The sequence below is a fragment of the Pseudomonas glycinae genome (assembly GCF_001594225.2).
In the GTDB taxonomy this organism is placed as follows: domain Bacteria; phylum Pseudomonadota; class Gammaproteobacteria; order Pseudomonadales; family Pseudomonadaceae; genus Aquipseudomonas; species Aquipseudomonas glycinae.
This window is the reverse complement of the sequence record NZ_CP014205.2, coordinates 6228602-6251815: the sequence shown is the minus strand read 5'-3', so window position 1 is coordinate 6251815 and position 23214 is coordinate 6228602. Positions and strand designations below refer to the sequence as shown.

At 62.1% G+C, this 23214-nt stretch carries 16 protein-coding genes; 8 read left to right on the top strand and 8 right to left on the bottom strand.

The genetic code is table 11. The features are described 5' to 3' along the window. The first annotated feature begins 66 nt into the window (after window positions 1-66). On the top strand, window positions 67-1026 hold the full coding sequence (locus tag AWU82_RS28605) for an alpha/beta hydrolase (protein WP_064378801.1): 960 nt from the start codon (window positions 67-69) through the stop codon (window positions 1024-1026). 122 nt (window positions 1027-1148) lie between these two features. Here the strand turns inward: AWU82_RS28605 and AWU82_RS28600 are convergent, their stop codons facing one another. From AWU82_RS28600 to pvdM, 5 genes are all read right to left on the bottom strand, one after another. Next, window positions 1149-3605 carry a TonB-dependent siderophore receptor gene (locus AWU82_RS28600; protein WP_064378802.1) on the bottom strand — a complete coding sequence of 819 codons (2457 nt, stop codon included), beginning with the start codon at window positions 3603-3605 and terminating at the stop codon, window positions 1149-1151. A 117-nt stretch (window positions 3606-3722) separates the two neighbouring features. Continuing rightward, entirely contained in the window at window positions 3723-5372 is a 1650-nt protein-coding gene (locus AWU82_RS28595; RefSeq protein ID WP_064378803.1) for a cyclic peptide export ABC transporter, read from the bottom strand. Between the two features lie 148 nt (window positions 5373-5520). Beyond that, window positions 5521-6429 carry a dihydropyoverdine dehydrogenase gene (gene pvdO, locus AWU82_RS28590; protein WP_064378804.1) on the bottom strand — a complete coding sequence of 303 codons (909 nt, stop codon included), beginning with the start codon at window positions 6427-6429 and terminating at the stop codon, window positions 5521-5523. A gap of 35 nt (window positions 6430-6464) precedes the next feature. Next, on the bottom strand, window positions 6465-7745 hold the full coding sequence (pvdN, locus tag AWU82_RS28585; protein WP_064378805.1) for a pyoverdine-tailoring periplasmic protein PvdN: 1281 nt from the start codon (window positions 7743-7745) through the stop codon (window positions 6465-6467). Then, entirely contained in the window at window positions 7742-9112 is a 1371-nt protein-coding gene (pvdM, locus tag AWU82_RS28580) for a pyoverdine-tailoring dipeptidase-like protein PvdM (RefSeq protein WP_064378806.1), read from the bottom strand. The genes pvdN and pvdM overlap by 4 nt, the downstream gene beginning before the upstream one ends. 174 nt (window positions 9113-9286) lie before the next feature. Between pvdM and pvdP the strand changes: the two genes are divergently transcribed. Continuing rightward, a complete protein-coding gene (pvdP, locus tag AWU82_RS28575; RefSeq protein ID WP_064378807.1) occupies window positions 9287-10906 on the top strand; it encodes a pyoverdine maturation tyrosinase PvdP in 1620 nt (539 codons plus the stop codon). Window positions 10907-11033: 127 nt separating this feature from the next. Here the strand turns inward: pvdP and AWU82_RS28570 are convergent, their stop codons facing one another. Genes AWU82_RS28570 through AWU82_RS28560 form a run of 3 tightly spaced genes read right to left on the bottom strand, consistent with a single transcriptional unit; the run spans window position 11034 to window position 15582 of the window. Beyond that, window positions 11034-12428 carry an efflux transporter outer membrane subunit gene (locus tag AWU82_RS28570; RefSeq protein ID WP_064378808.1) on the bottom strand — a complete coding sequence of 465 codons (1395 nt, stop codon included), beginning with the start codon at window positions 12426-12428 and terminating at the stop codon, window positions 11034-11036. 7 nt (window positions 12429-12435) lie between these two features. Then, window positions 12436-14409, bottom strand: a complete 1974-nt coding sequence (locus AWU82_RS28565; protein ID WP_064378809.1) for a MacB family efflux pump subunit — start codon at window positions 14407-14409, stop codon at window positions 12436-12438. After that, window positions 14410-15582, bottom strand: a complete 1173-nt coding sequence (locus tag AWU82_RS28560; RefSeq protein WP_064378810.1) for an efflux RND transporter periplasmic adaptor subunit — start codon at window positions 15580-15582, stop codon at window positions 14410-14412. It lies immediately after the preceding gene. 333 nt (window positions 15583-15915) lie between these two features. Between AWU82_RS28560 and AWU82_RS28555 the strand changes: the two genes are divergently transcribed. The 6 genes from AWU82_RS28555 to AWU82_RS28530 all read left to right on the top strand — a co-directional run bounded on the left by AWU82_RS28555 (window position 15916) and on the right by AWU82_RS28530 (window position 23204). Further along, window positions 15916-16398 (top strand): sigma-70 family RNA polymerase sigma factor, encoded by a 483-nt coding sequence (locus AWU82_RS28555; protein WP_064378811.1) that lies wholly within the window; start codon window positions 15916-15918, stop codon window positions 16396-16398. Window positions 16399-16531: 133 nt separating this feature from the next. Then, on the top strand, window positions 16532-17869 hold the full coding sequence (locus AWU82_RS28550) for a lysine N(6)-hydroxylase/L-ornithine N(5)-oxygenase family protein (RefSeq protein WP_064378812.1): 1338 nt from the start codon (window positions 16532-16534) through the stop codon (window positions 17867-17869). Window positions 17870-18454: 585 nt separating this feature from the next. After that, window positions 18455-21154 carry a magnesium-translocating P-type ATPase gene (mgtA, locus tag AWU82_RS28545; protein ID WP_064378813.1) on the top strand — a complete coding sequence of 900 codons (2700 nt, stop codon included), beginning with the start codon at window positions 18455-18457 and terminating at the stop codon, window positions 21152-21154. Between the two features lie 54 nt (window positions 21155-21208). Next, window positions 21209-21925: an MgtC/SapB family protein gene (locus AWU82_RS28540; protein ID WP_064378814.1), complete on the top strand. Its 717-nt coding sequence runs from the start codon at window positions 21209-21211 to the stop codon at window positions 21923-21925. Window positions 21926-22034: 109 nt separating this feature from the next. Then, the gene (locus AWU82_RS28535; RefSeq protein WP_064378815.1) at window positions 22035-22469 is read left to right on the top strand and encodes a hypothetical protein; all 435 of its coding nucleotides are present in this window, start codon (window positions 22035-22037) and stop codon (window positions 22467-22469) included. A gap of 108 nt (window positions 22470-22577) precedes the next feature. Then, window positions 22578-23204: a response regulator transcription factor gene (locus AWU82_RS28530; RefSeq protein ID WP_064378816.1), complete on the top strand. Its 627-nt coding sequence runs from the start codon at window positions 22578-22580 to the stop codon at window positions 23202-23204. Window positions 23205-23214: the final 10 nt, after the last annotated feature.

The window sequence follows — 23214 nt, the reverse complement described above, 5'->3', positions numbered from 1 at the left end:
ATCCTGCCCTGTAACCGCAAACACCACTCGGGCGCTTAAGGCGCCCGAGTGGTCTGGAGAATTTGAATGTCGTTGAATCCTGATATCGCCGCATTTCTGCAACTGGTCGGCAACGGCCGGGCCAGCGGCAAACGCGTGGGCATGCATGAGTTGAGCCCGGAACAGGCGCGCGAGCAGTTCGATCAGTCTTCGTTGCTGATGGACGCTGGCGGTGAAGACCTGGCGGTGGTCGATGAGCTGCAACTGCCGGTGCGCGACGGCTCGCTGCTGGATGCGCGGGTCTACAGCAATCAGCCCTTGAAGGCCGGGGCCGGGCGTCCGGCACTGTTGTATTTCCATGGCGGCGGTTATGTGGTTGGCAGCCTCGATTCCCACGATTCGCTGTGCCGGGCGCTGGCGTCGATGGCCGATTGCGTGGTGGTGTCGGTGGCCTATCGACTGGCGCCGCAATGTCGCTTCCCGACCGCCGCTGACGATGCACAGGATGCCTGGCACTGGTTGGTCGCCAGCGCTCAGGACCTTGGGCTGGACAACGCACGTCTGGCGATTGCCGGTGACAGCGTAGGCGGCAGCCTGGCCACGGTGCTGGCCGCGCAATTGGCGGGTGCCCCGGTGCAGCCGCGTTTGCAGGTGCTGATCTACCCGGTCACCGACGCCAGCCGCAGCACCCCGTCCATCGAGCGTTACGCCGAGGGTTATCTGCTGGAGAAGGCATCGCTGAACTGGTTCTACAACCACTATCAGCGTGAGGCGGCCGACCGTCTCGATCCGCGTTTTTCGCCGTTGCTGGGTGACGTCTCAGCCGCTGTGGCGCCGGTGCTTTTGGTGTTGGCGGAGTGCGATCCACTGCACGACGAAGGCGTGGCATACGCCCGGCATTTGCAGGCGGCGGGTGTCGAGGTCGAGTTGAAAGTGTACGAAGGCATGACCCATGACTTCATGCGCATGGGCGCGATCATCGACGAAGCCGAAGAAGCGCAGCGACACATCGCCGAGCGCTTGGTGGAGGTGTTTACGGCGCAGTGACACTGGTTTTCGAGGGACTGAAAGGGCCGCTGTTTACGGCCCTTTTCTTTTGCCCGGGAATTGCTTTCGGGCAGACAGCAAAACGCCGGCAGATGCCGGCGTTCTGTTTGACGCTGAGCGTGTTACCAGTTGTAGGTCACGTCGGCGGTCATGGTCCGGCCTTCGCCGTAGTAGCAGTCCAGGGTGCTGTTGCAGCTGGCGACGTATTTCTCGTCCGTGAGGTTTTCCAGGTTCATCTTCACCTTCACGCCTTTGACGTGCAGTGGCGATTTTTCCAGGTCGTAGGAGACCATGGCGTCATACACGGTGTAGGACGGGATCTGGAAGGAATCTTCCTCGTAGTCCGAGCCATAGCTGCTGCGCACGTAACGGGTGCCCAGGCCCATGCCCAGACCGGCCAGCGACGTCGAGATGTCGAAGTCATAGTTGATCCATGCGGACGCCGTCAGCGGCGGGCTCATGGCCAGGGTGCGACCTTCGCGGCCATCGTTGACGCTGCGCCATTTGATCTGGTTACGCGACACCGAGGCCAGCACGCGCAGGTTCTGGGTGACGTTGACCTTGCCTTCCAGTTCCACGCCGCGCGAGCGCACTGAACCGCTCTGGATGCTGAAACCCGGGTTTTGCAGGTCGTTGGTCAGCATGTTGTTCTGGTCGATCTGATAGGCCGACAGCTGGATGAAGCCGTCGATCGACTTCGGCTCGTACTTGATGCCGACTTCGTACTGCTTGCCTTCGGTCGGTTCGAACCCGCGACCGTTCATGTCGGCACCGGTTTGCGGCAGGAATGATTCGGCATAGCTCACGTACGGCGTCATGCCGTTCTCGAACTCGTAGCCAAAGCCTGCACGACCGGTGAACTTCTCGTCCTTGAGGTTCGAACGGTTGCCGCCCAACGGTTCCTTGTTGATGGTCTCGGCGAAGTCATAACGCCCGCCAATGGTCAGGAACCACTGGTTCCAGCGCATCTGGTCCTGGGTGTACAGGCCGGTCTGCTTGACGGTGTTGTCCCACTTGTAAGGCTGGCGGAAATTGAACTCGCTGCCGTAGACCGGGTTGTACAGGTCGATGGCCGGGCCGGTGCGGTCATAGCGACCGAGGAACTTGGAGTTGAAGTGGTAGTAGTCCACGCCCAGCAGCAGGGTGTGGTCCAGTTCGCCGGTCTTGAACTGTGCCTGGGCAATGTTATCGATGCCGAAAACCTTGTTGTGCTGAGCCCAGTCCACGCCGTAACGGGTCTGGTAGCTGATTTCGTCACCGGTGACCGGGTTTGTTTCGAACGAGTAGCCGTGCAGCGGCGCGACGTAACGGTCGTTGAGGTCGGCGTAGCGGGCGTTCTGCTTGAGGGTCCAGACGTCGTTGAGTTCGTGGGCGATCTCGTAGCCGATCACGAACTGTTCGCGGTCGTACTTGTTCACGCCCGGCTCGCCGATGAACAGGCTGCGGCTGATGCGCCCGGCACTGCTGCGGTGGACGGTGCCGTCGGCCGGCAGGCCCTGGGCTTCCGGGGTGTCGCGGTCTTTCTGGTATTGGCCGTAGAAGGTGATGCTGGTGCGGTCGTTCGGCAGCCACGTCAGGCTGGGCGCGAGCATCATGCGGTTCTGGTCGGCGTGGTCGATCTGCGAGTTGCTGTCGTTGACCACACCGGTCAGGCGATAGAGAAACTCACCCTGGTCGTCGATCGGGCCGCCCAGGTCGAAGGCGCCGTATTTGCGGTCATAGCTGCCGCCACCCAGGATCACTTCGTGCAACGGTGTGGCGGTCGGACGCTTGCCGACCATGTTGACGATCCCGCCTGGCTGGTTCTGGCCGTAGAGTACCGATGCCGGGCCCTTGAGCACTTCGATGCGCTCCAGGCTGTACGGATCGATCTGCAGCGAACCGCCGGTGCTGCCGCCGCCGTAAGGCAGGTGCAGACCATCGAGGTAGAGCGGGGTAGGCGAGAAGCCACGGGACGTCGGTTCGTCGAAGATTTTCACCCGGTCGGAGAAACCGCCGCCGGTCATGCCCGCGGTGTAGCGCAGGGCTTCGGTGACCGATTGCGAACCGCGCATCTTGATTTCGTCCTGGGTGACGACGTTGATGGTCTGCGGGATTTCCTTGAGCGCGGTATCGGTTTTGGAACCGGTGGCGCTGCGTTTGGCGACGATCCCGTCAACCGGGCCCCACGCCGATTCCTGGGCCGCTGTAATGCTGGTCGGCGCCAGATCCAGGCTTGCGCTGTTGCCGCGGGCGCGCAACGCAACGTTGTTGCCCTGGACGCTGTAGGTGATGTCGGTGCCCTGCAGCAATTGCCCGATCGCTGCGGTCGGTTCCAGGCTGCCGCTGACGGCGGTGCTCCGCAGGCCGCTCACTTCGTCCGGGCTGTACAGCACTTGCAGATTGGTCTGGCGGCCGAATTCCTGCAGAGCGCTCCCCAGCGACTGAGCAGGAATATTGATCGCCACGGCCGCTGCCTGCGCCTGGCCGGTGATCGGCAGGGTGAGGGCAAGGGCGCAAACGGCTGGAAGGGTGGTGCGGAAGGAACGGCGGATCAGCAGAGCCTTGGCGAGCGGGTGGAGTCCGTGCGGTGCGGGCATTGTTCTTCTACTCTTCAAAGTGTTGACTGAGAACTATTTCTATTAACTGTAAGTAAGACGTTGAGCCTTCCGAAAACCGGAAAGGCTCAACGCACTTTTTTTACAAATTTTTCACAATCAGGCGGGCTGCAGCTCGGTGACCACTTTGCCGGCGCTCATGCGCACCAGTTGGTCGGCGACGTCGAAGTAACGATCGTCGTGGGAAATGACGATGATGGTCTTGCCCAGACGCTTCAGGTCCGGCAGCAATTCGGTGTAGAAAATCCGTCGGAACGTCGGGTCCTGGTCGGCGGCCCATTCGTCGAACACCAGCACCGGACGCTCTTCCAGCCACGCATTGATCAACGCCAGACGCTTGCGTTGACCGGTCGACAGATCGGTGGTGGTGAACGCGCCGTCGCGCACGCTGACCTTGTGCGCGATTTCCAGGCGCTCGAGGTATTTGTTGGCGTCTTGCGGAATATGCGTGTCGCCCTGCACCACGTCGTCGAACAGGTAATAGTCGGCGAAGATCGTGGTGAACAACTGGCGATAGTCGTCGCGGGTGAGGGCGGTCACGACCTGATCGTTGAGGCGGATCTCACCCTGCTGCGGCGCATACAGGCCCAGCAGCAGTTTGATCAGGGTGGTCTTGCCGCAACCGTTTTCACCGACGATGAAGATGATATCGCCCTGATCGATCTTCAGGTTCACCGGCCCCAGGCGGAACGGCGCAGCGCCTTCCACGGTCGGGAAACTGTACGAGACGTCGGTCAGCTCCAGGCTGTGCACGGGCGTTTTTTTATTGCCTTGGTCGCTGAGCAACAAGTGCGGCTCGGGCGAGGAGAACTGCTCGGACAATTCGGCAATCCGGCGGAATGCAATCTGTGCGCGGCTGACGATCGGCAGCGTGCCGATGATGTGTTCCAGCGGACCTTTCATGTACAGCAGCACCAGCACGAAACCGCTCATCACCGCTTTGTCGGCGCTCGGCCACAGCGATTGCAGGGCCAGTGCCAGGCCGATCACCACGAAGAACAGCATCGAGCCGAGGGTCTTGGCGACCACGAAGATGTTCACCGAACGTACCTGGGTGTCACAGATTTTATCGGCCGTGCCTTCGATGCCCGAGGTGAACATGCGATGGCGGCGCGGGCGATGGATGCGCAGCTCCTTGGCACCTTCGGCGACGGCGTTGTAGTGCTTTTGCAGCTCGTCTTCGTAATCCCGGGCCTTGAGGAAGCCCTGCATGCCGCGCCCACGGGCGATGTACTGAATGACGGTACCGATCAGAATCGCCACCACCATCATCAGGAACATCGGCCACGACAGCATCGCCAGGTAGCCCATGCAGCCGAGGGTGACGGTCATGGAAATGGCCAGCGGCGCGAAAGCGAAGGCGAAATCGCTGATGGTGTCGACGTCGTGGGTCAGCACCGGGATCAGCCGATGGCTGCGATAGCGTTCGATCTGCTCGATGGGCGCCGACAGCACTTTTTCGCCCAGTTCTTTGCGCAGCCTGGCGATGATGTGCTGGCCGACGAAGTTGGTGCCGATGTCGGAGAAGATCGAACTGAGCAGGGCCAGCAGACACAGGCCGGCGAACGCCGCGACCACGTTGCTGGTCAGGCCGGCTTCGGAGTGCAGCGCGTTGTTGATCGTCGCCAGCAGCGCCGTGACGCTCAGGCCGCCGACCATGCCGAGCAGGATCGAACCGGCCACGATCAGCCGAAAGGGTTTGAGCAGGGCGAACAATTCATTGATCACCCCGCGTGTTGGTTTGCTCATGGAGGTTCCCTGCGTGAAAGAGCGGCGAGGTCCGGGATCGGCTGCGGACATCGCCTGGGTGACGTAGAGGGCAGTGGCGCGTCGCAATGGATCGCACCATCTGTAGAACGACTGGCGGGAGGGTTAATTTAGCGTGGCGGCGGGAGCGTTACAGATCCCGCGCGACCCGGAAACCGATCCAGTCGCCGCGCTCGGTCGGCACCAGCGCATTGCGGTTGCCGGAGCGCGAGAACACCGGCGCTTCGCCCCAGTCGTTGCCGCGAATGCGCTTGAACTGGCACTTGCCGGTCTCCCACGCACTGCCGTCGCTCGGCGCGCCTTCGTAGTTTTCGTTGTAGCAATCGGCGGTCCATTCGTAGACGTTGCCGTGCATGTCGTACACACCGAAGGCGTTGGGCGGGAAGCTGCCGGCCGGCGCGGTGAAGTTGTAGCCGTCGGCAGCGCCGTAGGTGTTGGCATGTTTGGCGATGCTGTATTCCTTGCCTTCATCGAACGGGAAGGGGAACGGCCCGGTGGTGCCGCCACGGGCGGCGTATTCGCGCAGGGACTCACTGACCAGGCGGTACTGCTTGCCGGTCTTTTTCGACAGCCAGGCCACGTAGGCGTTGGCCTCGGCGAAGTCCATGCACACCGCCGGATACCTGTCGGTGTACTGCTTGCGCGGGTCGCTGCCGGCGTAATCCGGGATCCCGGCCTTGCACGCGCGCCCCGGGCGATCATCGCCGTCGGGCATTTGGTAGCCGGTGTCCTTGAGGTAGGCGAACCATTCGCCCTTGAGTACCTGGAAGCGGCTGATCGCCAGCGGTTTGGCGAACGTCACCGGATGCATCGGGCCTTCGTCGGGCTCGCGGCCGACTTCGTCTTCAGGCGTGCCCATGGTGAAGGTGCCGGTGGGCAGCACGACCATTTCCGGGCAGTCCTTGCAATCCTTGAACACCTTGCCCGGTGCCGGCGGCGTGGCGGCTTGCGCGGCGTTTGGCAGCAGACTGGCGGCGAGGGCGGCGAACATCAGCGCCGGCAGGGTTTTCAGGGCAGAACGAGGCAGTTCGTTGTTCATTTCGAGTCTCGTCAAAGGAAGGAAATCGTTGGCGCTCACAGCGCCCGGTCGAGCACCGCCAGCAGGCGGTCGATCTGGGCTTCGCCGTTGAGCAGGCCGGGTGCGGTGCGGATCACCGGGCCAACATCGCGCTCCACGGCGTCGGCCACCACCTTGTTGGCCATCAGGTGCGCGGCGATCTTGTCGCTGTTCTTGCCCCTGACCCGGAAGAAGGTGAAGCCTGCGGAAAACTCCGGGCTCAACGGCGTGACCAGTTCGATCTGCGGGCGTTGCAGCAGACGTTTTTTCAGGTAGCTGTTCAGTTCATGAATGCGCGCCTGCACGTCGGCCTTGCCCAGTTGCAGGTGCAGCTTGAAGGCCTCGGTCAACGCCCAGCGATGCTCGAACGAGTGGTAACCGCCCGGCGTCATGGTGGTGGAGAAGTGTTCGGCCTCGGAAAAGGTCGGGATGATCGGCGTGACGTATTTCACTTGCGGTGTGCGGCTGACCACGATCCCGGTGCCGCGCGGGCCGAACATCCACTTGTGGGTGCCGGCGATGAAGAAGTCGCAGTTCATGGCCGGGAAGCTCACGTCTTCCACGCCGAAACCGTGCACGCCGTCGACGACATACACGATGCGGTCGGCCTCGCTGCGCCCGCGGTTGTGTTTGTCGACCAGCGCACCGATGTCGCCGAGCGGCAGTTTCACGCCGCTGCCCGAATGCACCCAGCACATGCCCAGCACGCGGGTTTCCGGGCGGATGCTGCGGTCGATATTCGCCAGCAGCTCTTCCTTGCTGATCCGGTACGGATCCTTGAACAGGCGGATCTTGCGCACCTTGGTGCCGTCGCGCTGGGTGCGCAATTCGAGAATGGTGTGGGTCGCGTAGTGTTCGTGTTCGGTGGTGAGGATTTCCTGATCGGCGCGTACCTGGACGCCGCCGTAAATCATCGCCAGGCCTTCGGTGGTGCTGCCGGTGAGTGCAATCTGCCGGGCATCGGCCTGCACATATTTACCAGCCCAGACGCGCACGTCTTCTTCACGTTTTTCGGTGACACCGTGGTCCCAGTCCATCGCCAGCCCCGGATTCTTGTCGAGGGCGGCGCGGTGCATCTCGATCGCCTCACGCACCGGGCGCGGGTGGGTGGTGACGAGGAAGTTGGAGAAGTGCAGCCAGGCCGGATCCTGATCGAACAACTGTTGCAACTGCGCCCACTTGTTGCCTGGCAGCGCGGCGGCGGTCGAAGCGCTGGCGATGTTCGGCAGGCTCGCGCCCAGCGGCAAGGCCGCGGCGAGAAGTCCGGCCTGCTTCAGAAAGTCACGACGGTTGCTCATGGCTTGGCGACTTCCCGGTTCGACGCGAGCGCTGGTCTGGCGGATTTCTCGACCTGATCCCAGACCCGCAGGAAGTTGCCGCCCCAGAGCTTGGCGATGTCCGCTTCCGAGTAGCCGCGCGACAGCAGTTCTGCGGTCACGTTGCGGATCTCGCCGACATTTTCCCAGCCTTTGACGCCGCCACCTTCGTTGAAGTCCGAGCTGATGCCGACGTGGTCGATGCCGATCTTCCTGACCGTGTAATCGATGGCGTCGCCCAGGTCCTTGAGGCTGGCTTTCGGCTCTTCTTCGAGGATCGCGTAGAGCTGGCCTGCATACTCGCCGAACTTCTGTTCGGACCAGGCGGAGATGATCGGATCGCCCGGCATCAGGGCCACGGCCAGGTTCGGCAGCGGCGGCAGGTCGAAGCGCTGGCGCAGTTCATTCAGCTTGTCCTGAGTGCCTTGGGTGAGCGGTCTCAGGTATTGCGAGAAGCCGACAATCTGCACCACGCCGCCGCTGTTCTTGATCAGCTGCATTTCCTTGTCGCTGAGGTTGCGCGGTATATCGACCATGGCCCGCGGTGCCGAGTGCGACGCCACCAGCGGCGTACGGCTCAACTGCGCGACCTGCTCCAGGGCCTTGGTCGACATCTGCGACACGTCGATGATAACGCCCAGGTCGTTCAGGCGCTTGACCGCTTGCTTGCCCAGGTCCGAGAGGCCGTCGAGGGCGTCCGGCGAATCATTGAAGAACGGCAGCGGGCGCGACGAGTCAGCCCAGTCGTTGTTGCCGATGTAGCTGAAGCCGAACATGCGCATCCCGCGCGCCGTCCACAGGTCCAGCTGGCTCAGGTCGTGGCCCAGCGGGTAGGCGTTGAGCATGCTGATGAAAATTGCGAACTTGCCTTCGCCGTGCAGGCGCCGGAAGTCGTTGGCGGTGTAGGCGATGCCGACCTGGTTGGGGAAGTCGCGGACCATCCCGGAAATGATCTTGTAGCGGATTTCCTGCTGGTTGCGCGCCTCTTCGACGAAGCCTGCGGTGGGCTTGTGCGGAGCGTTCGGGCCGTTCCAGATTTCCGGCCAGCCGAAGATCGTCAGGGCCGCACCGGACAGCCGCCCGCGATTGGCCTTGACCAGGTCGAACTGGTCGCTGCCATCCTTGTCGACTTCGTTCCCGGTGGTGCCGAAGTTCTGGGTGATGGTGATGTGGCTGTCGAACGAAAGCATGTGCTCGTGCAGTTCTTCGGCCTGCTGCATGACTTTGACCGGGTAGCCGGGGTTGTCCTTGAACCCGATGTCCCAGACCGCGAAACCGGCGCCGACGCTGAGCGCCAGGGCCAGTGGCAGGCCGATGAATAGAGCCTTTTTCGAACGTGGTTTTGTCATTGCCATCTCAGTCAGGTTCGCTGTCGAAGAACAGGCGCAGAGGCCTTTGCTATCTGGGAAGAACGAGCGGGCGCGGGAGAAAATTAGTCCGTTCTGACGGCGCTTAAATTTGTTCGGTCAGCAAACGTTCTAGCTTGGATAAAGCCTGCTTCAGGGCTGAACACAGGTAGGGCAATGAGGATTTCTCGACGATGGTTCATGGCAGGCCTGGCACTGACCGGCGCTGCCGTACCTGCAGCTTATTTCGGGCATCGCGAATGGACGAAGCCCGACCCGACGATCACCCCGGGTGAGGCGTCATTCGATGTGGCTGACGTGGCCGGGCAGCGCCTGGCGAATGCGCTGCGCGGGGTCTGGAAGATCCGTTTCATGGGGCGTGACGCAGGCCTGGACGGCTTGCCGACCCAGGGCCTGGAAGTGTTCATCGACATCGGCCAGAAAGGCCGGGGCGTGTGTGGCTTTCTCGACACGCCGGAGCGTCTGCGCTCTGCCGACACCCCTCGTTACCGGATTCTCGGCGATCTGGCCGGGGCCGAGGCATCAAAACTGAGTTGGCGACTGTTGGGTGCCGGCGGCAGTGTGGACTACGAACTGAACATGATTCTGGATGAGGTCTGGGCCGATTTCGGCAATGCCGGCAGCGGCACCCTCAGCGGCACGGTGCAACGTCTCGACCGCTCGCTGGCCCTGCCGGCCCAGGATCACCGTTTCGTTGCGGTCAAGTGCCTGTTCCCGGAAGCGCGGCAGCGTACGCCGTTGAACCCGACGTTGCTGGCGTGGCTGGTGTCGCCCGAGCACCGGCTGTTTCACCAGGTCTGGCATGCGACGCGGGACAAGTGGCACACCTTGTCGGAAGACAAGCGCAATGCCTTGCGCGGCCTCGGCTGGCAGCCCGGCCCACGCAACCTGGAACGTGATGCCCGTGGTCCGCGCAAGGATCGCAACGGGTCGGGCATCGACTTCTTCTTCATGCACCGACACATGCTCGGCACGGCGCGTTCGATGCAGGATCTGCCGTCCTGGCAGTTCTTCCCGTTGCCGCAGCCGGAACTGATTCGCGACCGTGTCGGGTTCGCCCGTTACTTCGATAACCACGACGGCACCTCGCTGCCGCCGACCTGGCTGGCCGAAGGTGATGACGAGTACGCGCAATGGGTCAGCGATATCAAGACCGCCGAGACCTACCAGAGCAACTTCGAGGTCTGGGAGTCGCAATACCGCGATCCGCAATATCTGTCGAAGCTGACCCTCGGTCAGTTCGGCTCAGAAGTGGAGCTGGGTCTGCACGACTGGCTGCACATGCGCTGGGCGTCGGTGCCGCGCGATCCGTCCAATGGTCAGCCGGTGCCCCTGGCCCGTGATCTGGACGATTTCGCCGCACGCTGGTTCGCCCCTGAGAACGACTTTCTCGGCGATCCGTTTTCCTCCCATGTGAACCCGGTGTTCTGGGCGTTCCATGGCTGGATCGATGACCGTGTGGAGGACTGGTTCCGTGCTCACGAGCGTTTTCACCCGGGGCAGGTCACCCGCCTGGAAGTCAATGGCGTGCAATGGTTTGCTCCGGGTCGCTGGGTCGAAGTAGCGGATCCGTGGCTGGGTCCCACGACTCATGGTTGCAGTACGGTGCCGGGCTTGCAGGTGGGCAAGTCGGTGGAGATGGACCCGGAAACCATGAAACTCGCGCTGCGCATTACCTTTGGCGAGGACGAGAAGAAACTCGAAGGGCTGTTCCGGCGTGTGCCTAAGCGGCCGTGGTACGCGCGTAACCTGAAGGCCAAAAACCTCGCGGTCTGAGGGCCGCGTTATCGTTGATTCGCTGAACTTGCCAGGCTCGCTCCCACAATGATCGCGTCCATTGAGATGGAATGCGGTCACTGTGAGAGTGAGCCTGCTCGCAAAAGCGGTCTTGAGTTCGCTGCGATTACAGCGCCTGCCACCCACCGCCCAGTGCCTTGTACAACCCGATACTCGCCTGCAATCGCGACAGGCGCAGCTGTACATTCAGATCCTGCGCCGCGTACAGCGTGCGCTGGGTTTCCAGCACCGTCAGCAAATCCTCGGCGCCGGCCTGATAGCGGCGCTGGGCGATATCGAACGCGGTCTGCGCCTGATTCAATTCTTCACTTTGCCATTGCCGCTGTTCGTCGAGCCCGCGAATCCCGTTCAAGGCTTTTTCGACGTCGGCGAAACCGTTGATGATCGCCCCGCGATAGGTTTCCAGCAGCTCTTCCTGGCGAGCCTTGGCCTTGTCGCGTTCGGCGCTCAGGCGACCATTGTTGAAGATCGGTGCGACCAGTCCGGCGGTGAGGTTGTAGAACGGGCTGCGAATAATGTCATCGAACTGGTTGGCCCCGGAGCCCAGTTGGGCGGTAAGGGTCACGGTCGGCAGCATGGCGGCGCGGGCGACTTTGACGTCGGCCTCGGCCGCCGCCAGTTGCGCCTCGGCGCGGGCAATGTCCGGGCGACGGCTGAGCAGATCGCTGGGCACGCCGGCATCGATGGTCGGCCAGTGCAGTCGATCGAACGGTTCCACGCCGGTTTGCAGCTCCTGCACCGGCCGGCCGAGCAGGGCGGCGAGGCTGATCAGGGCATCCCGGGCCTGTTGTTGCACCAGCGGCAGTTGCCGTTGTTGCGCTGCCACCAGACTTTTTTGCTGGGCCAGCTCCAAGGCTGTGGCCGAGCCTGAGTCGTAGCGGGTCTGCACCAGTTTCAGCACGTTTTGCGCGTTGGCCAGGTTCAATTCGGCGATGCGACTTTGCTCACGCAGCGACAAGGCTTGTGCGTAGGTGTTGGCCACCCCGCTGAGCAAGGTCAGCTCCACGGTCGCCCGGTCGAACTCGCTGGCTTGCAGGGCAAGCTGCGCGCTGTCGCGGGAGGCGCGTTTGCCGCCCCAGAAATCGATTTCGTAGGACGCGCTCAGGTTGGCATCGAAATAATCCACAGCCTTGTTGCTGCTGTCCGCGTCGAGCTGGGAGTAGCCATTGCCGCGCAGCAGTTTCTGGCGATTGGCATTGGCCCCGGCTTTCACCTCCGGCAACTGCGAGCCGCCGGCAATCACCGTGCCGGCCCGGGCCTGGCGCACTCGGGCGACGGCGGCGGCGAGGTCGAAGCTGCCGAGGCGTGCCTGTTCGATCAGGCGGTCGAGCTCGGGGCTGCCGAACTGTTTCCACCATTGCGGATCGGTGCGGGCGACGCTGGTGTCGTGGGGCGACTGCCAGGTGGCGGGCGGTTGCAGGCCGCTATCGGGTCGCTGGACGGGACTGCCGCAGGCGCTGAGCAACAGGCACACGGTCAACAGGCTGAGGCGCGGTTTCATAGATCGATCATTCACTGGTAAGGGCCGTCACCGGGTCGAGTCGGGCGGCTTTGCGGGCCGGCATGAAGCCGAAGACAACACCGGTCACGAGGGCGCAGCCGAAGGCGCCGAACACCGCCATCAAGGAAAACGCCACGGCGACTTCGCTGAGCATCAGCACGCCGCCGACGATCAGCGCCAGGGCGATTCCGGCGATCCCGCCGACCACCGAGAGCATCACCGCTTCGGTGAGGAACTGGCGCAGGATGTCCCGTTGCCGGGCGCCGGTGGCCATGCGAATACCGATCTCGCGGGTACGCTCGCGCACAGTCATGAGCATGATATTCATCACCCCGATCCCGCCCACCAGCAGCGAAATCGCGGCAATCGAGCCGAGCATCAGCGACAGGGTGTTCTGCGTGCGCGCCTCGGCCTGGATCATCGCGGCGTTGTTGGTCAGCTCGAAATCCTTCTTGCCGTTGTGCAGGCGCAGCATCAATTGCTCGATGGCGTGTTCCGCCTCCTTGACCTTGCGCGCATCGGCTGCGGCAATGGCCACGTATTCCGGATTGCGTGTGCCGAACAGCCGGACACTGGCGGCGGAGTAGGGGATGGCGATGCGGTCATCGCTGTCCTGATCGCCGGAGCTCGCGCCTTTTTCCTGAAGCACCCCGACCACCTGGAACGGCACGTTTTCGATCAGGATGTACTGGCCGACAGGGTTGGGCACGTCCTTGAGCAGTTTGTCGCGCACCTTCTTGCCGATCACCGCCACGGCGCTGGCGTTGCGTTCGTCAGCGTCGGTGAAGTAGCTGCCTTCGACCACCGGCCAGTTGAAGATCGCCGGGAAGTTGGTGTCGTTGCCGCCGACGTAGCTCAGGTGATCGACGTTGCCGAAACGCACGCCGGCCTCGGCGCCGTTCACCGGCATGATCCGCTTGACTTGCGGCAGGCTGGCCAGCGCTGCCACGTCATCAAGGGTGACGATGCCCGGTGGCGTGCGCGGATTGGGGGCTGATCCGCTGAGGTAAATGATGTTCGAGCCGAACGCGCCCATCTGCGCCATGACCTGGCGCTTGCTGCCTTCGCCGACGCCGAGCATGACCACCACCGAAGCTACGCCGATGATGATCCCGAGCAGGGTCAGCGCGGTGCGGAAGCGGTTGATCCACATCACCCGCCAGGCGGCGTGCAGGGCGTCCACCAGCTCGCCTTTCCAGGCACCGGAGGCTTGTGCGCCTTCGCTCAGGCGCTTGCGCAGGTCGACGGCCTGCAGGGCGCCGGGGTTGGCCGACGTCTGGGCCTCGGGGTTGTCCCGGGCGCTGTCGCTGATGATCAGGCCGTCGCGGATTTCGATGATCCGCTTGGCCCGCGCTGCGACTTCGCGGTCGTGGGTGATCAGGATGACCACGTGGCCCTGACTCGCCAGCTCGTCGAGCAACGCCATGACTTCTTTGCCGCTGTGGCTGTCGAGGGCGCCGGTGGGTTCGTCGGCCAGGATGATGTGGCCACCGTTCATCAGCGCCCGGGCAATCGACACCCGTTGCTGCTGACCGCCGGACAACTGATGTGGACGGTTGCCGGTGCGCGATGCCAGGCCGAGGCGGTCGAGCAGGGCGGCGGCGCGGGCGTGGCGTTCGGCGGCCGGGGTGCCGGCATAGATTGCCGGCATCTCGACGTTTTCCTGGGCCGAGCCGGACGGAATCAGGTGATACCCCTGAAACACGAAACCGAAGGCTTCGCGCCGTAGCCAGGCCAGCTCGTCGGTGTCGAGGCCGGCGACGTTTTCCCCGGCGAAACGGTATTCGCCGGAGGTGGGCCGGTCGAGGCAGCCGAGGATATTCATCAGGGTCGATTTGCCGGAGCCGGACGCGCCGACAATCGCCACGAATTCTCCGGCGTGGATCGACAGGTCGATCCCGCGCAGCACATGCACTTCAGGGGCGTCGCCACCGCCGTAGGATTTGCGGATGGCCTGCAGGTCGATCAGGGGCGTCTGCATTCAGCCTCCGCTGCCGTCGGCCGGGCCGATCAACAGGTGATCGCCTTCGTTCAAGCCCTCAAGCACCTGGACTTTCAAGCGATCGCTGATGCCGGTATGCACTTCGCGGGACTGCACGTCGCCATTGGCGGCGATCACCTGCGCGGTCTGCCGGTTTGCCGTGGCAGTACCTTGCAGGGCGGCAACCGGTGCGGTGAGGACGTCTTTTGCCTGGCTGGCGACGAAGAATACCTGGGTGGTCATTTCCGCCATCAGTGCGTTGTCGGCGTTGTCGACATCCAGCAATACGGTGTAGAGCACCACGCGGGCGCTGCCGCTTTTGCTGGAACTGGCAGGACTGCCGCCGCCCTGGCTGGTCTGGTCCAGCGGCTTGGGCGGCACCGGCAGGATCTGCCGCACGGTGCTGCTCCAGCGTCGCTGGCCGCCGCTGAGGGTGGTGAAATAGGCGGTCATACCGGGTTTGACGTGGCCGATGTCGGCTTCGGAAACTTCGGCCCACACGGTCATCGGCGACAATTTGGCGATGCGCAGGATCAGCGGTGTCTGTTGTTGTGCGTTGAGGGTCTGGCCTTCGCGGGCATCGAGGGCCACTACGGTGCCGGCCATCGGCGCATAAATGCGGGTGTAGCCGAGTTCGGCCTGATCGCTGCGCAGGCTGGCTTCGGCCTGACGAATCTGGGCCTGGAACATGTCGATGCGCGCCTGGGTGGCTTTCAGTTCGGCGCGGGCGGTCTGCACGTCTTCTTCGCGGGTGGCGCCGCCAGCGGCCAGGTTCTGTTGGCGTTGGTATTTCTGTTGCGCGAGTTCGTGCTGGGCTTTCTGTTCCTGTAACTGGGCCTTGAGGTTTTCAATGGAAAACCGTCCGGCGTCGAGTTTGGCTTTCTGGGTCGACGGATCGATCTCCACCAGCAATTGACCTTCCTTGACCACGTCGCCGACCTCTACGTGGATCTTGCGGATCTGCCCTGAGGCCTGGGCGCCGACGTCCACATAACGCCGGGGTTGCAGGGTGCCCAGGGCGGTGACGCTGCTTTCAATATCGCCGCGGGTCACTTGCACGGTGGCGAACCTGTCGCGCCCGGGCGGCAGGATCTGCCAGGCGGCGTAGGCGGCAACGGGGATCAGACAAAGGACTACGAGCAGGGCGCGTCGGGCGGGGCGGGGACGTTTCATGCAGGGTTCCGGCCAGTGGAAATCGGCCCGTCGTTCAGAGGTGTGCGCAGGATCGGGCACCGTTGAACGCTGCCGCAGGGCGCGACAGACACGGGGAGCTGTCCTGTAAACGATGAAAGCCGACCGGAATTTAAGCGGTGAAAAAGGTTGTTACACCAATCTGAAGGTATAGCCGGACACAATTTGTCGGGCAATGACAAACACTACTTTAAATCTATATGAGAATTACTATAAATTACGCACCTCAAGTTGCCACTATCCTGCTACTGCCTCGTGCGGCCGAGCAGGCCAGTGTGCTCAAGGACAGAACCCGCACTCAAGCGGCCGGGAGTCATGTTGGAAAACTACTATCGTGAGCTGGTGTGTTTCCTGAACGCCAGGCTCGGCAACCGACAGGTGGCCGAAGATGTGGTGCATGACGCTTATGTGCGGGTCCTGGAGCGATCCAGCGATACCCCGATCGAGCAACCCCGGGCCTTTCTTTACCGCACCGCGCTGAACCTGGTGATCGATGACCATCGGCGCAATGCCCTGCGTCAGGCCGAATCGCTGGAAGTGCTCGACAGCGAAGAGCGTTATTTCACCCCGTCCCCCCACAGCACCCTCGATCATGGCCAGCGCCTGGACATGTTGCAGCGTGCGCTGGCCGAGCTTGCGCCGCTGTGCCGCGAGAGTTTTCTGCTGCGCAAGATCGAAGGTCTGTCGCATCCCGAGATCGCCGAGCACCTTGGGATTTCCAAGGCTCTGGTGGAAAAGCACATCGTCAACGCCATGAAACATTGCCGCTTGCGAATCAAACAATGGGATGCCCATTGAGAAGTCGTCGTTAAATTTTATTTCACTGTCCTCGTTCCTACTCAACAGACGACCTGCTGTCCTGCTCCGGGCTGGCCGGTCACCCAAGCTCTTCCTCCGCGCTGTTCGGGGGTTCATCCAGAGGACACTGGAAATGACACAGGCAATTGCATCGCCCATCGTTCACGACCTGATCGGCGTCGGTTTCGGCCCTTCGAACCTGGCGCTGGCCATCGCTCTGCAAGAGCGCGGCCCGACCCAGGGCGAGCTGGATGTGCTGTTTCTCGACAAACAACCCAACTACAGCTGGCACGGCAACACCCTCTCGACCCAGAGCGAGCTGCAGATTTCCTTTCTCAAGGATCTGGTCACCCTGCGCAATCCGACCAGCCCGTACTCGTTCGTCAACTACCTCAAGCACCACGGCCGTCTGGTGGACTTCATCAACCTCGGCACCTTCTATCCGTGCCGCATGGAGTACAACGACTACCTGCGCTGGGTGGCTGCACAGTTCACCGAACAGAGCCGCTACGGCGAAGAAGTGCTGACCATCGAGCCGGTGCTGCACAACCATCAGGTTGAAGCGCTGCGGGTGATCTCGCGAGGCACCGACGGCCAGCAGTTCGTACGCACCGCGCGTTCGGTGGTGGTCAGCGCCGGCGGTACGCCGCGCATTCCCGAGGCGTTCAAGGCGCTGAAGGGGGATGGCCGAGTGTTCCATCACTCGCAGTACCTGGCGGAAATGGCCAAACAGCCGTGCGTGAACAACCAGCCGATGAGCATCGCAATCATCGGTGGCGGGCAGAGCGCGGCGGAAGCCTTCATCGACCTGAACGATTCGTTCCCGTCGGTGCAGGTCGACATGATCCTGCGCGGCTCGGCGCTGAAGCCGGCGGACGATAGCCCGTTCGTCAACGAAGTGTTCTCGCCGGAATTCACCGACCTGATCTTCCAGCAGAACAGCAGCGAGCGTGAGCGTCTGGTCAACGAGTATCACAACACCAACTACTCGGTGGTCGACATCGACCTGATCGAGCGCATCTACGGCATCTTCTATCGGCAGAAAGTTTCCGGGATTGCGCGCCATGCGTTCCGCACCCTGACCACGGTCGAGAAAGCCACTGCCACCGAACATGGCATTGAACTGACCGTGCGCAACAATGCCACCGGTGAAGTCACCGTACGAGCCTATGACGCGGTCGTGCTGGCCACCGGTTACGAGCGTCAGATGCACCGCAAACTGCTGGCGCCGCTGGAGGAGTACCTGGGCGATTTCGAGGTCGATCGCAATTACAAACTGATCACCGACGAGCGCTGCAAGGCCGGTCTGTACATGCAGGGCTTCTGCCAGGCCAGCCACGGTCTGAGCGATACACTGCTGTCGATCCTGCCGATCCGCGCGGACGAAATTGCCGGCTCGCTGTATGAGCATGGCAAGAACCGCGGGCACAGCCGTTCGGTGATGGATCTGTTGTTGGCGACTGCCAGCTAAGTATCCTCTCGACCAGATTGATCGTTCCCACGCTCTGCGTGGGAATGCCTCAAGGGACGCTCCGCGTTCCAATGGGACGCAGAGCGTCCCCGGCTGCATTCCCACGCAGAGCGTGGGAACGATCTCGGCGATCTTGGGGGCAATCCTGAACCCTTCCTGAACACCCGCCACATTCCCCGACACACTTCCTTTTGCGGGTTTACTCTCCAGACATCGGGGCGTAAGCTTCGCGCGTTTTCATCAATAGCGGAGACCCACAGTGGGTACTTGTTCGAGTGACAGTTGTCGGCCGGTCCTTGTAACCGGCGGATTCTCGGCAAGATAACGCGCATTCCTTTGTGCCGTTGTCTCGCCGAACAGCGAGCAGCGGCATCCCGATCATGACCGGTCCCGGTCATGTCCCGACGTCCTTCTCATCGACACTGAAAAGCCTGTGAAGTCGACTTCATCGTCGTCATTGCAGCCCTATCGACACGCCTGTCTTTTCTGACCGGCGCGCCACGCCTTGCCGTGCCGGTTTTCCGGTGCCCAGGACGAGGACGTACCTGCTCGACGGTTTCCCGGCTGACCATAGGGGCAACAGCCATGAAACTTACGCTCAAGGAATTTTTCGCAGGCTTCCTGCGGACCCGCCACATCGCCCGGCATTTCCGTCGTCTGGCCTTGCTGGAAACCCTCAACGACACCACGGTCAGCCGTGAAGTGCCGCCCACCCTGGCCAATACGCTGGTAGACGCCGCCCATTGCGACAGCGGCGTGCTGCTGTCGAACCTCGGCACTCACACCGACGGCCTCACCGATTTCGAAGTCGATGTGCTGCGTGCGCAACATGGCCTCAACGAAGTCGAGCACGAGCAGCCGCTGCCGTGGTGGACCCACCTGTGGCACTGCTACAAGAACCCGTTCAATCTGCTGCTGACCTTGCTGGCGGTGATCTCGTGGCTGACCGAAGACCTCAAGGCCGCCATCGTGATTTTCTCGATGGTGGTGCTGTCGACGCTGTTGCGCTTCTGGCAGGAAAGCAAATCCAACCAGGCCGCCGACGCGCTCAAGGCGATGGTCAGCAACACCGCCACCGTGCTGCGCCGGGACGCGCCGCGCGCTGAATTGCCGATCAAGCAATTGGTGCCCGGCGATCTGATCGTGCTGTCGGCTGGCGACATGATTCCTGCCGATTGCCGGGTGCTCAGCGCCAAGGATCTGTTCGTCAGCCAGGCGGCGATGACCGGCGAATCGATGCCGGTGGAAAAATTCCCGCGTCAGGCCGATCGTGACACGCGCAATCCGCTGGAGCTCGACAACATCCTGTTCATGGGCACCAACGTGGTGTCCGGCACGGCGGTGGCGGTGATTCTCACCACCGGCAACAGCACCTATTTCGGTGCGCTGGCGCAGCGGGTCGGGGCGACGGATCGCGCGGTGACTTCGTTCCAGCAAGGCGTGAACAAAGTCAGCTGGCTGCTGATCCGCTTCATGTTCGTCATGGCGCCGCTGGTGTTGTTCATCAACGGTTTCACCAAGGGCGACTGGACCGAAGCGCTGCTGTTCGCGTTGTCGATTGCCGTGGGCCTGACCCCGGAAATGCTGCCGATGATCGTCACCTCGACGCTGGCCAAGGGCGCGGTGTTCCTGTCGCGCAAGAAAGTCATCGTCAAACGCCTGGATGCGATCCAGAACTTCGGCGCCATGGACGTGCTGTGCACCGACAAGACCGGCACACTGACCCAGGACAAGATTTTCCTGGCGCGTAACGTCGACGTCTGGGGCGAAGACTCCGATGACGTGCTGGAAATGGCTTACCTCAACAGCTATTACCAGACTGGTCTGAAAAACCTGCTGGACGTGGCGGTGCTGGAACACGTGGAAATCCACCGTGAGCTGAAGGTCGGCACGGCGTTTCGCAAGGTCGATGAGATCCCGTTCGACTTCAACCGCCGGCGCATGTCGGTGGTGGTGGAAGGGCGCGGCCAGCCGCATCAACTGATCTGCAAGGGTGCAGTGGAAGAAGTGCTGGCGGTGTGCAGCCGGGTGTGTCACGGTGAAGTCGACGAAGCCTTGAGCGATGAATTGCTGGCGAAAATCCGTCAGGTCACCGCAGCATTCAACGCTGAAGGCTTGCGCGTGGTCGCGGTGGCGGCACGCTCGATGCCGCAAGGTCGTGACACTTACAGCCTGAGCGACGAGCAGGAACTGACGCTGATCGGTTACGTGGCGTTCCTCGATCCACCGAAGGAAAGCACCGCACCAGCGCTGAAGGCCCTGGCCGAACACGGCGTGGCGGTGAAAGTGCTGACCGGCGACAACGAGCTGGTGACCGCCAAGATCTGCCGCGAAGTGGGCCTGGCCCAGCAAGGCCTGCTGATGGGCAACGACATCGAACGCATGAGCGATGCTGAACTCGCCGTGGCGGTGGAAACCACCAACGTGTTCGCCAAGCTGACGCCATCGCACAAGGAGCGCATCGTGCGCATCCTCAAGGGCAACGGCCACGTGGTCGGGTTCATGGGCGACGGCATCAACGACGCCCCGGCGCTGCGCACCGCAGACATCGGGATTTCGGTGGACAGCGCAGTGGATATCGCCAAGGAAGCGGCCGACATCATCCTGCTGGAGAAGAGCCTGATGGTGCTGGAGGAGGGCGTGCTGGAAGGGCGCCGGACCTTCGCCAACATGCTCAAGTACATCAAGATGACCGCCAGCTCGAACTTCGGCAACGTGTTCTCGGTGCTGGTGGCCAGCGCGTTCATTCCGTTCCTGCCGATGCTGCCGATGCACCTGCTGGTGCAGAACCTGCTGTATGACATTTCGCAGATCGCGATCCCGTTCGACAACGTCGACGACGAGATGCTGAAACAGCCGCAACGCTGGCAGCCAGGCGACGTCGGGCGCTTCATGCTGTTCTTCGGGCCGATCAGTTCGATCTTCGACATCACAACGTTCGCCTTGATGTGGTACGTGTTCGATGCCAACACCCCGGATCACCAGACTCTGTTCCAGTCCGGCTGGTTCGTGGTGGGGCTGCTGACCCAGACGCTGATCGTGCACATGATCCGCACGCCGAAGATTCCGTTCCTGCAAAGCCGCGCGGCCATGCCGTTGCTGGTGATGACCGCAATCATCATGGCCGTGGGCATCTTCCTGCCGATGGGGCCGCTGGCGCACTACTTCAAACTGCAGGCGCTGCCGTCGATGTACTTCGTGTTCCTGCCGGTGATCCTGCTGGCGTACATGGCGCTGACCCAAGCCGTGAAAGGCTTCTACATCCGCCGGTTCGGCTGGCAGTAACAGGACAGATTCCCCCCTTGTGGGAGCAAGGGGGGCGGTTTCAAGGAGTTCGACATGCAAGCGATCAACAATCTCAACCTCAGCTCATTGCTCGACACGCTGGTCAGCCTCAGCGCGGCATTCATCCTCGGCGGCCTGATCGGCTTCGAGCGCCAGTACCGGCAACGCACGGCCGGCTTGCGCACCAATGTGCTGGTGGCGGTCGGCGCGGCGATTTTCGTCGACATGGCCAACCGTCTCGCCGGTGCCGAAGGCGCGGTCCGGGTGGTCGCGTATGTGGTCTCCGGCATCGGCTTTCTCGGTGCCGGGGTGATCATGCGCGAAGAGGGCAACGTGCGCGGGCTCAACACCGCCGCCACGCTCTGGACCTCGGCAGCCGTCGGTGCCTGTGCCGGTGCCGACCTGCTGGCCGAAGCGGTGCTGGGCACCTTGTTCGTGCTCGCCGCCAATACCTTGCTGCGGCCGATCGTCAACAACATCAACCGTCAGCCGCTGGACGTGGTGTCGGCAGAAGTCACCAATATCGTTTATGTCATTGCCCGGCGCTCGCAGCAGAAAGCCGTGTTCGCCTTGCTCGAGGCCGAGCTGGAACGCAGCAATTACCCGGCCAGCGATGTCGATGTGCACGCCTTCGGTGCCGATGAAATCGAGATCGAAGCGACGCTGGCAACCACCTCGGTGGACGGTGATGAGCTGGACGCACTGGTGGCGCGAATCTCGACCTCGGCGCTGGTGGTGCAGGCGTTCTGGAGTCCGAGTACGACCGAATAAAACATTCGATCCGGATGAATGACTGTGTTTTTCGGAAAAGTCCTACAGAGTGTGTCCCGATGCTTGGGTAGTCTTGCCGCCACTTGGAGCAACTACCCGGACTTTCACGTTGACCGACAAAACCCTGCGCATCCTGATCGCCGATCTGCAGCATTTTCACCGGATGAAGATCGAGCGGCTGTTCAATGGTCTCGATTACTACCGCATTGCACCGGTACAGAGCCTTGCCGAACTGCTGACGCTGGTCGATTACGGCTGTCAGCCGTTTGATGTCCTGGTGATTAATGCCGAGCTGGCGACCGGGATCGCGGATCTGCGGGGGTTCCTGTTCGATAATCCACAAGTCCGTCGTGCGCTGATCTACGGTGAGCCGGCGGATTCCTCACGTGTTCCCGAGCATTTTCTGACAAAGATCATCACCAGCCCTGCGCCTTTGCCCTCAATCCGCGCCATCGAACAGTTGATGACCTCGGTCGAGGCTTCGTTCGGGCGCCCATCGCGTGTCCGATCACAGATCAGTCTGGCGCGCAACTGTCAGATCTGACAGGTGATTCAGCGTGCACACCGTGCAACAGTTGTAGCGCAGTTATCAATAGTCCCGTTCATGCAAGATCGGTGGCGTCATCACTATGTATTCGCACCGGGAGTGGTCATGGGTTCAGCATTGATCGTTGATGATCATCCGGTGGTGGTAAATGCCGTTCGCATGGTGCTGGAGTCATTCCGCTACAGTCCGATTTACGTCGCTTCAGACAGTAGCGAGGTGGTGTCTCTGGTTCGTTTGCACGGGCCGGATCTGATCGTGCTCGATCTGAAGTTACCGGGCCAGGGAGGCCTGGAAACGCTGGAGCATATAAAGGCCACCGGGTTGCTCTGCAAGGTCGTGGTTTTTACCTCTGCCGATCCTGTTCATTATCTGGTTCGCTGTCGACGTGCCGGTGCAATGGCCTTTGTCACCAAATCAGCGGAGTTGCAGCAGTTGCAGAACGCGATCAAGGCTGTCCGAGCGGGCTATAGCTATTTCCTGGACTTGCCCAATGTCACTACAGGGCAACCCGAGGTGCACAGTAATGAACGCACGCTGATCGCGTCACTGTCAGACCGCGAATTGCACATCCTGAGGGAGCTGGCTCGAGGGATATCGAACAAGCAGATTGCCGAGGATATGAACCGAAGTCACAAAACCATCAGCACCTACAAGACCCGCTTGATGCTAAAGCTCGGGATCAAGTCATCGGTGGTATTGCGAGAGTTTGCCCTGCGCAATCATTTGCTCTGAGAGGATCCGC

Coding starts and splice junctions, on each gene's coding strand:
- AWU82_RS28605 (WP_064378801.1), top strand. CDS start 67: ATGTCGTTGAATCCTGATATCGCCGCATTTCTGCAACTGGTCGGCAAC.
- AWU82_RS28600 (WP_064378802.1), bottom strand. CDS start 3,605: ATGCCCGCACCGCACGGACTCCACCCGCTCGCCAAGGCTCTGCTGATC.
- AWU82_RS28595 (WP_064378803.1), bottom strand. CDS start 5,372: ATGAGCAAACCAACACGCGGGGTGATCAATGAATTGTTCGCCCTGCTC.
- pvdO (WP_064378804.1), bottom strand. CDS start 6,429: ATGAACAACGAACTGCCTCGTTCTGCCCTGAAAACCCTGCCGGCGCTG.
- pvdN (WP_064378805.1), bottom strand. CDS start 7,745: ATGAGCAACCGTCGTGACTTTCTGAAGCAGGCCGGACTTCTCGCCGCG.
- pvdM (WP_064378806.1), bottom strand. CDS start 9,112: ATGACAAAACCACGTTCGAAAAAGGCTCTATTCATCGGCCTGCCACTG.
- pvdP (WP_064378807.1), top strand. CDS start 9,287: ATGAGGATTTCTCGACGATGGTTCATGGCAGGCCTGGCACTGACCGGC.
- AWU82_RS28570 (WP_064378808.1), bottom strand. CDS start 12,428: ATGAAACCGCGCCTCAGCCTGTTGACCGTGTGCCTGTTGCTCAGCGCC.
- AWU82_RS28565 (WP_064378809.1), bottom strand. CDS start 14,409: ATGCAGACGCCCCTGATCGACCTGCAGGCCATCCGCAAATCCTACGGC.
- AWU82_RS28560 (WP_064378810.1), bottom strand. CDS start 15,582: ATGAAACGTCCCCGCCCCGCCCGACGCGCCCTGCTCGTAGTCCTTTGT.
- AWU82_RS28555 (WP_064378811.1), top strand. CDS start 15,916: ATGTTGGAAAACTACTATCGTGAGCTGGTGTGTTTCCTGAACGCCAGG.
- AWU82_RS28550 (WP_064378812.1), top strand. CDS start 16,532: ATGACACAGGCAATTGCATCGCCCATCGTTCACGACCTGATCGGCGTC.
- mgtA (WP_064378813.1), top strand. CDS start 18,455: ATGAAACTTACGCTCAAGGAATTTTTCGCAGGCTTCCTGCGGACCCGC.
- AWU82_RS28540 (WP_064378814.1), top strand. CDS start 21,209: ATGCAAGCGATCAACAATCTCAACCTCAGCTCATTGCTCGACACGCTG.
- AWU82_RS28530 (WP_064378816.1), top strand. CDS start 22,578: ATGGGTTCAGCATTGATCGTTGATGATCATCCGGTGGTGGTAAATGCC.